Below are 12276 nucleotides of genomic sequence, written 5' to 3' on the forward strand. Positions count from 1 at the left end.
GTGCTACTCCGCCGCCTTGCGCAGGGACACCATCGCGCGGTCCACGTCGCGCGACGCCAGGCGCTGGAGTTCCGCCGCCGCGTCCATCAGCAGCGCCTTGTAGCCGGCGATGCCGCGCGCGAAGGCGTTGTAGATCACGACCGCCGGGATGGCGGCGACGAGGCCCATGGCGGTGGCGAGCAGCGCCTCGGCGATGCCGGGCGCCACGACCGCCAGGTTGGTGGTTTGCGCCTCCGAAATCCCGATGAAGCTGTTCATGATGCCCCAGACGGTGCCGAACAGCCCGACGAACGGAGCCGTCGATCCGATGGTGGCGAGGATGCCGGTGCCCTTCGTCATGCGGCGGCTGGACGAGGCGACCAGCCGTTCCAAACGCGACGCGATGCGGTCCCGCAATCCCCCCTTGTCCATCCCGGCGAACCACAGGTCGTGCTCCGCGACCGTGGCCCTGACGAAGCCGTGGACCGGGCCATAGGCCGGGCGGCTGTGCTCGGCGGCCTCGGCCAGCGAGCGCGCCGACCCGATCGCGCCGAGCGCCCGGGCGACCCGCCGCTTGGCGGCGCCCAGATCGATCGCCTTGGCAATCAGCACGGTCCAGGTCAGCACCGACGCCAGCGCAAGCCCGACCATGACCGATTTCACGACGATATCGGCCGCCATGAACATGCCCCACGGCGACAGGTCATGGGCTGCGGGAAGCGGCGCGGCTTCTTCCATCCCGACGGGCTCCCCCGCAGCGGGGTCGGCCACGGCGGGCTCCGAGGGAGCGGGTTCCGCTGTACCGTCAGCCGTGACGGGGGGCCGGTTGTCCGGGACTTCCTGTGTCTGCTGCCCTTGCACCGGCTGTTCCTGTGCCGCTGGCGGCGCCTCCGAACTCGGGACCTGACCCAGCGCGGCCGTGGAAAGGCACATCAGCGATACGATCGTGAGGGTCAGCCAGCGTAAGGCGCGGGGTCTCGTCATGCTTCGTTCCCCGGATGGGGTCCCGGACAGTTGGATTGGTGATTCATCCATAGGCGACACTGACCGGGCATGCAAATGATTTTGCGAGTCATTTGCACGGATAGGAATGATGCGGCCGGGCGGGCGGTGCGATCGGCGCAAGCGCACAATCTGAGCCGGCGGACTGAAACCATATCGACAAGTGTGGGTTGGAACCCGATGATGGGCGTGACGATTCCGTTACCGGCCCGCATGGGGGAAGAGACTGTAGATGAAGGGCGATCCCAGCGCTATTCGCCACCTGAACAAGATCCTGACGGGCAAGCTGACCGCGGTGAACCAGTACTTCCTTCACGCGCGCATGCTCAAGGACTGGGGCCTGGAGCGCCTGGCGGACCACAGCTACCAGGAATCCATCTCCAAGATGAAGCACGCCGACCGGCTGATCGAGCGCATCCTGTTCCTGGAAGGCATGCCCAATCTCCAGGACCTCAACAAAATCAAGACCGGCAACGATGTGCCGGAGATGGTCGAGCTGGAGATGGAAACCGAGCAAAACGGCCGGGAATCCCTGCTTGAAGCGATCGAAGTCACCGAGCAGATCCGGGATTTCATCACCCGCGAGCTCTTCACCGACATCCTCACCGATACCGAGGAGCACATCGACTGGCTGACCCACCAGCTGCGCCTGATCGACGGCGTCGGCCGGGAGAACTACAAGCAGGAGCAGATGTTCAAGGGGTCGTGATGCGCTACCCCTTTTGATTTGACTCCGGCGATCCGCGAACCTACCGTGCGTGGGTATTCCGACCGGACGGTCGCGGTATCACCGCGAGGGGTGCGCATGGTGCAAGAGACGATAGGGGAGCAGCTCGACGATGCCCTCGCTAAACTTGCGACCAAGCAGGATCTGATGGATCTGCGCTCGGAGTTGAAGCAGGATCACCTCGAACTCCGCAATGAACTCCATGTGATCGTCAAGGCTGCGGTTCAGGAACTGGTTCAGGTCATCAATCAGAACACTGATGATTTGTGCAAGGAACTTAACCGCGTCGGTGTTCCGGTAAGGACGCGGACTCGGCACACGTCATCGGCGGAATGACTTCGGCGAATTCGTAGGTCGGCCTCGGCCGAAGGGCGAACGCCGACACCCTGCGTCAACGTTTCCGCCATGCTGTCGGCGTCGGCCTTCGGCCGAGGCCGACCTACGATTTCACTTCCGCAGAGCCGCCGCGGCGCGGGCCAGTTCCTCGATCCTGCCCCAGTCGCGCGCCTTGACCGCATCGGCCGGGGCGACCCAGGAGCCGCCGACGCAGGCGACGTTCGGCAGGGCCAGATAGTCGGGCGCGTTCTCCAGCGTGACGCCGCCGGTCGGGCAGAAGCGCACGGCGGGCAGGGGCGCCGCCAGGGCCGCCAGCATCTTGACGCCGCCGGCGGGTCCCGCCGGGAAGAACTTCATGTGCGTAAAGTTGGCGCCCATCAGCGACATGACCTCCGAAGCGGTCGCCGCACCCGGCAGGAACGGCACTTCCGACTCGGTCGCGGCACGGACCAGGTCCGGCGTGCAGCCCGGGCTGACGATGAAGCGCGCGCCGGCATCGACCGCCGCCTCATAGTGTTTCGGGGTCAGGATCGTGCCGGCGCCGACGACGGCCTCGGGGACCTCCGCGGCGATGGCCCTGATCGCGTCGGGCGAGGCCGCCGTGCGCAGGGTCACCTCGATCGCGGGCAGGCCGCCTTTCGCCAGGGCGCGGGCGAGCGGGACCGCGGTCTCCACGTCGTCGATGGTCAGTACCGGGACGACGGGGCCGAGCGCCAGGATGGCTGAGATGGTCTGCATTCTTTAGATCCTCATGCTGCGGTAGTGAAGACCGACGCGCCGTCCTCGGCGCCGCCGACCAGGGCGCGGAAAGCGCCGAACAGGTCGCGGCCGGTGCCGAAGCGGTTGCCGGTCAGGTCGGGCGACGCGGGTTCGCGGGCCGCGAACTCCTCTGCGTCCAACAGGACTTCGAGGATACCGTTCTCCGCGTCGAGCCGCACCATGTCGCCGTCGCGGATCCGGGCGATCATGCCGCCCGACGCCGCTTCCGGGGTGACATGGATCGCGGCCGGCACCTTGCCCGACGCGCCCGACATCCGGCCGTCGGTCACCAGCGCCACCTTGAAGCCCAGGTCCTGGAGTACCCCCAGGGGAGGCGTCAGCTTGTGCAGCTCCGGCATCCCGTTGGCCTTGGGGCCCTGGAAGGTCACGACGGCGACGAAGTCGCGGTGGAGCTCGCCGCGCTTGAACGCGGCCTGGAGCTCGGCCTGGTCGGTGAAGACGCGGGCGGGGGCCTCGACGAAACGGTGCTCGGGCTTCACCGCCGACGTCTTGATCACCGCGCGGCCGAAATTGCCCTCCAGCACCTTGATGCCGCCGTCCTTGGCGAACGGCGCCTCCACGGTGCCGAGAACCTTGCCGTCCAGCGACACGGACGTTCCAGGCCGCCAAGCCAGCTTCTCGCCTTCCAGCGTCGGCTCCTCGGCGTAGCGGCGCATGCCGCCGTCGCCCGCGACGGTCCGAACATCCTCGTGAAGGAGGCCGGCGTCCAGCAGCTCCCGGATCACGAAGGCCATGCCGCCGGCGGCGTGGAAATGGTTCACGTCGGCATTGCCGTTGGGATAGACCCTGGCGAGCAGGGGCACGACGCCCGACAGGTCGGCGAAGTCCTGCCAGGTGAGCGCGATGCCGGCCGCGTGGGCCATGGCGATCAGGTGGATCGTGTGGTTGGTCGAGCCGCCCGTGGCGAGCAGGCCGACCACGCCGTTCACCACCGCCCGCTCGTCCACCACCTCGCCGGCCGGTGTATACTGGTTGCCCAGCGCGGTGATCTCCAGCACCCGCTTGCCGGCCGCCGCGGTCAGCGCGTCGCGCAGCGGGGTGCCGGGATTGACGAAGGCGGCACCGGGCAGGTGGAGACCCATGATCTCCATCAGCATCTGGTTGCTGTTGGCCGTGCCGTAGAAGGTGCAGGTGCCGGGGCCGTGGTAGGACTTCGATTCCGCGTCCAGCAGGGCGTCGCGGCCGACCTTGCCCTCGGCGTAGAGCTGGCGGATGCGCGATTTCTCGGCGTTGGGCAGGCCCGAGGTCATGGGGCCGGCCGGCACCATGATGGTCGGCAGATGGCCGAACGACAAGGCTCCGATCACCAGGCCCGGGACGATCTTGTCGCAGACGCCCAGCATCAGCGCGCCGTCGAACATGTCGTGCGACAGGGCCACCGCGGTCGCCATGGCGATCACGTCGCGGCTGAACAGCGACAATTCCATCCCGGCGTTGCCCTGGGTCACCCCGTCGCACATGGCCGGCACGCCGCCGGCGAACTGGGCGACGCCGCCGTTCTCGTGGACCGCGCGCTTGATGATGGCGGGGAAGGTCTCCAGCGGCTGGTGCGCCGACAGCATGTCGTTGTAGGCGGAGACGATGGCGATGTCCGGTTTGGCCGTCTCCGCCAGGTCCTGCTTCTCGGACGGGGCGCAGGCGGCGAAGCCGTGCGCCAGGTTGCTGCACGACAGCCGCGACCGGGTCGGTCCCTTGTCGGCCGCGGCGCGGATCCGGGCGAGATAGGCCGCCCGCCGGTCGGCGCTGCGCTCGATCAGGCGGTCGGTGACGCGGGCGAGGGTCTGGTTCAGCTCCATCTCGTCTCTCCTTCGGCTCAGCCGGCGGTCATGGCGTCGTCGTGCCAGGTCCGGCCGTCGCGTTCGATCAGGGCAACGGACTGGGAGGGACCCCAGGTGCCCGCGATATAGGGCTTGACGGTATCCCCGCGCGCGGCCCAGGCATCCAGGATGCTTTCGGTCCAGCGCCAGGCCGCCTCCACCTCGTCGCGGCGCATGAACAGCGTCGGGTTGCCCCGGACCACGTCCATCAGCAGCCGCTCGTAGGCGTCGGGGAACCGGCTCTTGAACGTCTCGGCGAAGCTGAGGTTCAGCGACGCCTCGCGCAGGCGCATGCCGCCGGGGCCGGGGTCCTTGGCCATCAGGTTCAGCCGGATGCTCTCGTCCGGCTGCAGGCGGACGACCAGCAGGTTCGGCGTGATCTCGCCGGCACCCCGCGGGAAGATCGAGTGCGGTACCTGGCGGAACTGGATGACGATCTCCGACACCTTGGCCGGCATGCGCTTGCCGGTGCGCAGGTAGAACGGCACGCCGGACCAGCGCCAGTTCTCGATCTCGACCTTCAGGGCCACGAAGGTCTCGGTATTGCTGGGCTTGCCGCCGGACGAGGCACCGGCCTCCTCGGCGTAGGAACCAACGGCCGCACCATTGACCGCGCCGGCGCGGTACTGTCCGCGCACCGTGCAGGCCGCGATGTTCTCGACCCCGATGGGCTTGAGCGACCGGAGAACCTTGATCTTCTCGTCGCGGACCGCCTCCTGGTCCAGCGAGACCGGCGGCTCCATGCCGACCAGGCAGAGAAGCTGCATCAAGTGGTTCTGCACCATGTCGCGGAGCGCGCCGGAATTGTCGTAATAGCCGCCGCGCCCCTCGACGCCGACGGTCTCGGCCACGGTGATCTGGACATGGTCCACATGGCCCGCGTCCCAGACCGGCTCGAACAGGGAATTGGCGAAGCGCAGCGCCAGCAGGTTCTGGACCGTCTCCTTGCCCAGGTAATGGTCGATCCGGTAGATCTGCTCCTCGGCGAAGACCCCGCCGACCTCGTCGTTGATCCGCTTCGCGGATTCCAGGTCGCGGCCGATCGGCTTCTCCAGCACGACCCGGGATTTCTCGGTGACGAGGCCGAAGGCCTGCAGCCGTTCGGAGATCGGGCCGAACAGTTCGGGCGAGGTCGCCAGGTAAAAGACCCGGACGACGCCGTCGCGCCCCTCCAGATGTGCCCGGAGCCCGTCCCAGCCCTGGGTGGAGGTGGCGTCGGCGGCGACATAGTCCAGCCTCGCGCCGAACCGCTCCCACGTCGCCTCGTCGAACTCGTCCGAATGCAGGTGGCGCCGCAGGGCTTCCTCGGCCTTGGCCTTGTACCCGGCCACGTCCAACTGGCTGCGGGAGACCGCCATGATGCGGCTTTCCGCGGTGATCTGGCCGGCCTTGTCGCGCAGGTAGAGGGCAGGCAGGAGCTTTCGGAGCGCCAGGTCGCCGGTCCCGCCGAACACGAGGTAATCGAAGGTTTCGACCGGAGCCGTGTGTGCAGTCATCCTTCAGCCTCCTTGCTTGTCGTTCCATTATCGGACGGGCCATTCCCGGATGGGCCTTTGCCGACCAGCGCCGTCACGTCCGCCCGGTGCGGCAGCCCGGGGATGCCGCCCCGCTGCGTCGTCGCCAGGGCGCCCGCGGCATTCGCGAAAAGGCACATGGCATGGAGCAGGTCCGATGTCAGGGGTGCGTTCGGATGTTCGAGCAATCCGGTCAGAAGGCCGGCCATGAAAGCATCGCCCGCTCCGGTGGTGTCCACGGGATCGACCTTGAAGCTGGAAGCCTTGCCCGCGACCTCCCGCGTCACGAAGGTACAGCCATGGCGGCCGTGCGTCACCACCATCAAGGCCGTTCCGGCATGCATCAGGCCGCGGGCACCCTCGACCGGGTCCGTCGCCCCGGTCAGGAAGTCCAGCTCGTCGTCGCTGAGCTTGACGATGGTGGCCCGCTCGATGCCCTCGCGGATGGCTTCCCGGGCGCTGTCCGCGGTCGGCCACAGGTCGAGCCGCAGGTTGGCGTCGAACGACACGTGCAGTCCCTGGCCGCGGGCCGCGTCCACCGCCTGGAGGGTGGCAACGCAGGAAGCCTCCGGGATCAGCCCGATCGAGCCGAAATGGACCAGCTTCGCCTTGGCGATGGCCTCGAAATCGACGTCCTCGGGGCAGAAGCCGGCGCTGGGGTCGCCGTAGAACAGGAACTCGCGCTCGGCGTCCTCCGCCAGGGACACGAAGGCCAGCGGGGTGCGGGTCCGGCGCGAGCGGCGCATCAGGCTGACGTCGACGCCGGAATCCTCCAGCGTCTTGATCAGGAAGCGGCCGAAACCGTCCTCGCTGGCCCGGCCCATCAGCGCGCTGCTGGTGCCCAGCCGGGAGAGGCCCACCGCGACGTTGGCGGGGGCGCCGCCGGGAGCCTTCTGGAACGCGGTGGCCGTCAGCAGATCGGTGCCCGTGGTGACGGGGACGAAATCGATCAACAGCTCGCCCATGCAGATCGCGTCTGCCATGTGGACCTCTTCGACTGGACGTTGAGACGGGGAAATCGGTTTCGGGGAAAAAGCCCCGCGCCGCACGAGGAGGATGGCGGACGGCGCGGGGAGAGTTTCGCGGCGGGTCTTCGCTACCCGCTTACTTCGACGTCCAGCCCTTGTACTGGCCGACATTCTCGCGGGTGATCAGCTCCGCCGGGATCAGCGTGGTGGCCTGGGCCGGCTGCTTGCCCTGAAGGATCTCGTTGCCGACCTCGACCGCCTTCTGGGCCATCGCGTAGGGGTCCTGGGCGGACGAGGCCTGGATCAGGCTGCCTTCCTGCTTCAGGGCGCCCTCGATGTCCGGGGCGCCGTCGACCGAGGTGATGATCAGGTCGGTCACGTTCAGCTGCTTGGCCGCCAGGTCGGCGCCGATCGCCTGCGGGTCGTTGATCGCGAAGACCGCGTCTATGTTGGGGAAGGCGGTCAGCAGGCCGATCATGACTTCCAGCCCGCCCTCGCGGGAGCCCTTGCCGTTCTGGTTGTCCGACAGGATCTTGATGTCGGGCGTCTTGGCCAGGGCCTCCTTGCAGCCGTTGACCCGGTCGATCACTGCGGAGACCGGCGGGCCGTTCATGATCACCATGTTGCCCTTGCCGTTCAGCTTCTGCGCGATGTACTCGCAGGCCTTCACGCCGGCCTCGATGTTGTCGGTGGTGACCGTGGCGGCGGCACCCTTGGCGCTGACGTCCACCGCGACGGCGACGATGCCGGCCGCCTTCAGGCGGACCATGGCCGGCTCGATCGCGACGGGGTCGGCGGCGTTGACCAGGACCATGTCGACGCCGGACGCGATGAAGTTGTCGATCTGCGTGGACTGCTTGTTCAGGTCGTAGTCGGAAGAGACGACCGTCACGTTGGTGTCCGGGCCGCCGATCTCCTTGGCCTTCGCCTCGGCGCCCTTGGCGATCTGCACGAAGAAGGGATTGCCCAGGCTGCCGACGGTGATGCCCACCGACTTCAGTTCCGCGGCCGAGGCCGGCGCCGCCGCGGCGGCGGTAAGGGCGAGCAGGGCGGTGGCGGCGAGCAGGGCTGACTTCTTGATCATGGTGTTTCCTCCGGTTCGGGATCGGTGTGGTTGCAGTTGGGCGTGACTTGGGTTCAGGCGGGTGTCAGGTGCGGGCGCTCCCCTTGTTGCGGTACCGGTCCAGCGCGACCGCGCCGACGATGACCAGTCCCTTGATGATGAGCTGCCAGACCTCGCTGACATTCATCAGGATCAGGCCGTTGGACAGCACCGCGATGATCAGCGCCCCCACCAGGGTGCCGAAGATCGAGCCGATGCCGCCGACGAAGCTCGTGCCGCCCAGGATGACAGCGGCGATGGCGTCCAGTTCGTAGCCCATGCCGAGCTGCGCGCCGTTGGCCGACAGGGTGCGGGCAGCGGACATGACGCCGGCGAGGCCCGCCAGCATTCCCGACATGGCGTAGACGAAGAGCAGCACCGCCCAGACCTTGATGCCCGACAGCCGGGCCGCGTCCGGGTTGCCGCCGACGCCGTAGATCCAGACGCCCAGCACGGTGCGGCGCAGGATGAACCAGCTGATCGCGACCACCGCCAGGGCGATGACGACCATCCAGGGCACGCCGAACAGCTGGCTGTTGCCGATCCAGGCGAAGGGCAGGTTGGCGTTGAACACGGTGGTGTCGTTGGCCGCCAGCCGGGACAGGCCGCGGACCGCGGTCATGGCGCCCAGCGTCACGATGAAGGCGGGCAGGCGGAAGAAGGCGATCAGGCAGCCGTTGACCGCGCCCAGCGACAGGCCGACCAGAAGCGCCAGCGGGATCGCCAGGTCGGGCATGCCGGTCAGCGTCATGGACACGGCGGTGACGGCGGAAACCGCCAGCACCGCGCCGACCGCCAGGTCGATGCCGCCGGTCAGGATGACGAAGGTCAGGCCGGTCGCCAGCACGATGTTGATCGACGCCTGCTGCATGACGATCGAGATGTTGCGGGCGTTCAGGAACTTGCCCGTGGCGAACTCGAACCCGATGCAGATCAGGATCAGCACCGGCAGCATGCCGACGACCTGGATGATGGTGTGCAGGTTCTGCTTGCGGGCTGCCGCCGCGGCCGACTTCTGCTCGGCGATCTGGGTGTCGGCGCCCATCGTCTTCATCGAACACATGGGAAGACTTCCTCCTGGATTTTTCCTTGGCTGGCTATGCGGGCCGGCGTTCTGCCGGAGCGCTCAGAGCCGGACGCCGGTGGCCAGCGCCATGATGGCTTCCTGGGTGACGGGAGGGCCGTCGGCGCCGCCGACCTGCCCCTCGATATGTCCTTCGCGCATCACCAGGATCCGGTCGCAGATGCCCATGATCTCCGGCAGTTCGCTGGAGATCACCAGGACCGCGACGCCGCTCTGGGCGAGCTGGTCGATGATGCGGTAGATCTCGGCCTTGGCGCCGATGTCGACGCCCCGCGTGGGCTCGTCGAGGATCATCACGCGCGGCTTGGATTCCAGCCAGCGCGACAGCAGGACCTTCTGCTGGTTGCCGCCGGACAGGGTGCCGACGCCGACCGCCGCGCTGGCGACCCGGATCTTGAGCTCGTTGATCGAGCTTTTCGCCCGGTCCACCGCCTTGCGGCGGTTGAGCACGCCGCCCCCGAAGGCGTCGCGGCCGATCACGCTGAAATTGATGTTGTCCTTGACCGACATGTCCAGGAACAGGCCCTGGTGCTTGCGGTCCTCGGTCAGGTAGGTCAGGCCGGCGTCGATGGCGTCCTTCGGAGTCCGGATGTTCACCTCCTTGCCGTCGATCCTGACGGTGCCGGCGGTCCTGGGATCGGCGCCGTAGATCAGCCGGGCCAGCTCGGTCCGGCCGGATCCCACCAGCCCCGCCAGGCCCAGCACCTCGCCGGCGTAGAGCGTGAAGCTGGCGGGATGGACCCGCCTGCCGCCGTCGGTGATCCCTTCCACCGCCAGCATCGGCTGGCCCCGGGCGCGGCCGGCCTTGGCGACGTGGTCGTGCTTGTAGAAGCTGCTCAGGTCGCGGCCGACCATCATCTTGACCAGCTTGTCGGCGGAGATGTCGTCCTTCTCCAGCGTGCCGACATAGCTCCCGTCGCGCAGCACCGAGACCCGGTCGGACAGCTCGTAGACCTCGGCCATGCGGTGGCTGATATAGATGATCGCCAACCCGTCGTCGCGCAGCTGGCGCATCAGGGCGAACAGCCGGTCGGTCTCGCGCGACGACAGGGTGGTCGTCGGCTCGTCCATCACCAGGATCTTGGACTTGGAATGGAGCGCCCGGGCGATCTCGACCAGCTGGCGCTCGGCGATCGACAGGGTCGCCACGACCGTCTCGGGGCCGAAGGTGGCGCCCAGCCGCTTCAGCACGTCGCGGCAGCTCTCCTTCATGCCGCGCCGGTCGATCAGGCCGCGCCTGGACGGCTCGCGGCCGAAGAAGATGTTCTCCGCGACGCTGAGGTTCGGCAGCAGGCTGAGTTCCTGGTAGATGATCGCGATGCCGTGCTCGCGCGCCACATGCGGGTTGCTGATGTCGATCGCCTGGCCGTCGATCAGGATCTGCCCGCCCGGATCGGCCTGGTAGGCGCCGGACAGCACCTTCATCAGGGTGCTCTTGCCCGCGCCGTTCTCGCCCATCAGGGACAGGATCTCGCCGCCCCAGGCCTTGAGCGACACGTTGCTGAGCGCCTTGGTGCCGGGAAAGGTCTTGGAGATGCCGCGCATCTCCAAGGTCGGCGGACGCATCTGCTGTGTCTGCGCGCCCTGTGCATGCGGGCCAAGCGCGGTCGCACCCATGGTTCCCTCCGGTGAAGTCGACTGTCGCCGTTGCTCCGGTCCCCGACGGGGACGGGACCGGCCTATTGGTTGACGAGGATTTCCCTGCTCGGGCTGAAGTTCAGGTGCAGCGGCAGGATCGCGGCACCCAGGGCGGAAGCCTCCCGCCCGATCATCCCCAGCAGCAGCCGGGGCGGCTTGCGGGCTTCCGGCGTCGCCGCGTCGAGCAGCGGGACCAGCCGTTCCAGCAGGTCCTCCTTGATCGACTTCGGCAGGTCGCCGTCCAGGACGATCGCTTCCACGTCCAGCAGCCGGGCCGCCGAGAGCAGCGGGACCACCAGGGCGTCGGCGCAGTCCTCCAGCCATTCCCCGACCAGCCGGGGGTGGCGGGTGAACGCCTCCTCGACCTCGCTCCGGCTGGAGATCGGGACGCCGTTGCCGCGCAGGTGGCGGATCAGCGAATTGATCGAAGCGCGGGTCAGAAGGATGTCGTGGCTGCGCGCCGGGTCCGGCGCGGTCGCCAGGCGGGAGCGCCCGACCGGCATCAGGCCGATGTCGCCGCCGTACCCGGTGGCCCCGCGGTAATACTCGCCGTTCAGCACGATGCCGCCGCCGACCGCGGCGCCGATGAAGACATGGACGAAGCTGTCCAGCTCTCGCCCCCGGCCGCGGAACATCTCGGCGACCGCCGCCGCCGTGCCGTCGTTTTCCCGGAAGACCGGCAGGCCGGTCTCGGTGCCGATCCGGGACGAGATGTCGACCTCGTTCCAGACCCGGTACGCCTCGGAGGCGATGTCCAGCTCCCGCCGCCAGCTTCCCATGTCGTACGGGGTCGCGATGCCGATGCCGGCCATCCGGGCGGACGCGCCCTGGGGAACGCCCTTGCGCAGCGCCGCGATGTCGTGCAGCGCCAGGCCGACCGCCTCGTCCGGCATCGGGAAATCCAGTTCGTGGTGCCGCCGGTCCAGCACGTGGCCGCGGAAATCGACCAGCAGCGTATCGATCGACCGGCGGCCGAACTTGACGCCGATGGCATAGGCGCCGTCGGGATCGAGGGAGAGCAGGGTGGCCGGCTGGCCCCGGCCGCCTGAACGCTTGCCCTCGCTGCGGATCAGCTTGCGCTCTTCCAGTTCCTTGACGATCACGCCGGCGGTGTTGTTGGTCAGGCTGACATAGCGGGACAGGTCGGCCTTGGAGGCCTGGCCCAGGCGGCGCAGCGCGTTCAGGATCACGCGCTCGTTGAACAGTCGGATATTGACGGAGTTGCTGCCCTGGCCCGTGGCCGGGTTGCCGTTCGACGTGCCCCCCGGAAGGGCCGAATTCGACGCGCTGGTCACCACAACCGTCCTCCCCGAATGGCGCGCTTCAGCG

The 12276-nt window shown here is 68.1% G+C and carries 11 protein-coding genes; 2 read left to right on the top strand and 9 right to left on the bottom strand.

The window, feature by feature from the left end; translation table 11 throughout:
• Nucleotides 1-3: 3 nt before the first annotated feature.
• Nucleotides 4-717: a tonB-system energizer ExbB gene (gene exbB / locus JL101_RS09015; RefSeq protein WP_203099949.1), complete on the bottom strand. Its 714-nt coding sequence runs from the start codon at nucleotides 715-717 to the stop codon at nucleotides 4-6.
• A 496-nt stretch (nucleotides 718-1213) separates the two neighbouring features.
• Here exbB and bfr point away from each other — a divergent pair, with 496 nt between their 5' ends.
• Both bfr and JL101_RS09025 read left to right on the top strand, forming a co-directional pair.
• The gene (bfr, locus tag JL101_RS09020; RefSeq protein WP_203099950.1) at nucleotides 1214-1690 is read left to right on the top strand and encodes a bacterioferritin; all 477 of its coding nucleotides are present in this window, start codon (nucleotides 1214-1216) and stop codon (nucleotides 1688-1690) included.
• Nucleotides 1691-1786: 96 nt separating this feature from the next.
• Nucleotides 1787-2044, top strand: a complete 258-nt coding sequence (locus JL101_RS09025; RefSeq protein WP_203099952.1) for a hypothetical protein — start codon at nucleotides 1787-1789, stop codon at nucleotides 2042-2044.
• 111 nt (nucleotides 2045-2155) lie between these two features.
• Here the strand turns inward: JL101_RS09025 and eda are convergent, their stop codons facing one another.
• The 8 genes from eda to JL101_RS09065 all read right to left on the bottom strand — a co-directional run bounded on the left by eda (nucleotide 2156) and on the right by JL101_RS09065 (nucleotide 12242).
• A complete protein-coding gene (gene eda, locus JL101_RS09030; protein ID WP_203099954.1) occupies nucleotides 2156-2782 on the bottom strand; it encodes a bifunctional 4-hydroxy-2-oxoglutarate aldolase/2-dehydro-3-deoxy-phosphogluconate aldolase in 627 nt (208 codons plus the stop codon).
• Between the two features lie 11 nt (nucleotides 2783-2793).
• Complete coding sequence (edd, locus tag JL101_RS09035) at nucleotides 2794-4620, bottom strand: phosphogluconate dehydratase (protein WP_203099956.1); 1827 nt, start codon at nucleotides 4618-4620, stop codon at nucleotides 2794-2796.
• 17 nt (nucleotides 4621-4637) lie between these two features.
• Nucleotides 4638-6137, bottom strand: coding sequence for a glucose-6-phosphate dehydrogenase (gene zwf, locus JL101_RS09040; protein WP_203099958.1), 1500 nt, complete (start codon nucleotides 6135-6137; stop codon nucleotides 4638-4640).
• Complete coding sequence (locus JL101_RS09045) at nucleotides 6134-7138, bottom strand: PfkB family carbohydrate kinase (protein WP_203099960.1); 1005 nt, start codon at nucleotides 7136-7138, stop codon at nucleotides 6134-6136. The genes zwf and JL101_RS09045 overlap by 4 nt, the downstream gene beginning before the upstream one ends.
• 121 nt (nucleotides 7139-7259) lie before the next feature.
• Nucleotides 7260-8207: an ABC transporter substrate-binding protein gene (locus JL101_RS09050; RefSeq protein WP_203099962.1), complete on the bottom strand. Its 948-nt coding sequence runs from the start codon at nucleotides 8205-8207 to the stop codon at nucleotides 7260-7262.
• Between the two features lie 64 nt (nucleotides 8208-8271).
• Entirely contained in the window at nucleotides 8272-9288 is a 1017-nt protein-coding gene (locus JL101_RS09055; RefSeq protein ID WP_228435369.1) for an ABC transporter permease subunit, read from the bottom strand.
• Between the two features lie 63 nt (nucleotides 9289-9351).
• A complete protein-coding gene (locus tag JL101_RS09060; RefSeq protein WP_228435370.1) occupies nucleotides 9352-10926 on the bottom strand; it encodes a sugar ABC transporter ATP-binding protein in 1575 nt (524 codons plus the stop codon).
• Nucleotides 10927-10988: 62 nt separating this feature from the next.
• On the bottom strand, nucleotides 10989-12242 hold the full coding sequence (locus JL101_RS09065) for an ROK family transcriptional regulator (RefSeq protein ID WP_203099964.1): 1254 nt from the start codon (nucleotides 12240-12242) through the stop codon (nucleotides 10989-10991).
• Nucleotides 12243-12276: the final 34 nt, after the last annotated feature.

The sequence above is a fragment of the Skermanella rosea genome, assembly GCF_016806835.2.
Taxonomy (GTDB): domain Bacteria; phylum Pseudomonadota; class Alphaproteobacteria; order Azospirillales; family Azospirillaceae; genus Skermanella; species Skermanella rosea.

What these genes read in the sequence shown, in the direction of transcription:
- JL101_RS09060 (WP_228435370.1), bottom strand. Translation starts at nt 10,926, where the DNA reads ATGGGTGCGACCGCGCTTGGCCCGCATGCACAGGGCGCGCAGACACAG.
- eda (WP_203099954.1), bottom strand. Translation starts at nt 2,782, where the DNA reads ATGCAGACCATCTCAGCCATCCTGGCGCTCGGCCCCGTCGTCCCGGTA.
- JL101_RS09045 (WP_203099960.1), bottom strand. Translation starts at nt 7,138, where the DNA reads ATGGCAGACGCGATCTGCATGGGCGAGCTGTTGATCGATTTCGTCCCC.
- JL101_RS09055 (WP_228435369.1), bottom strand. Translation starts at nt 9,288, where the DNA reads ATGTGTTCGATGAAGACGATGGGCGCCGACACCCAGATCGCCGAGCAG.
- zwf (WP_203099958.1), bottom strand. Translation starts at nt 6,137, where the DNA reads ATGACTGCACACACGGCTCCGGTCGAAACCTTCGATTACCTCGTGTTC.
- edd (WP_203099956.1), bottom strand. Translation starts at nt 4,620, where the DNA reads ATGGAGCTGAACCAGACCCTCGCCCGCGTCACCGACCGCCTGATCGAG.
- JL101_RS09050 (WP_203099962.1), bottom strand. Translation starts at nt 8,207, where the DNA reads ATGATCAAGAAGTCAGCCCTGCTCGCCGCCACCGCCCTGCTCGCCCTT.
- exbB (WP_203099949.1), bottom strand. Translation starts at nt 717, where the DNA reads ATGGAAGAAGCCGCGCCGCTTCCCGCAGCCCATGACCTGTCGCCGTGG.
- bfr (WP_203099950.1), top strand. Translation starts at nt 1,214, where the DNA reads ATGAAGGGCGATCCCAGCGCTATTCGCCACCTGAACAAGATCCTGACG.
- JL101_RS09025 (WP_203099952.1), top strand. Translation starts at nt 1,787, where the DNA reads ATGGTGCAAGAGACGATAGGGGAGCAGCTCGACGATGCCCTCGCTAAA.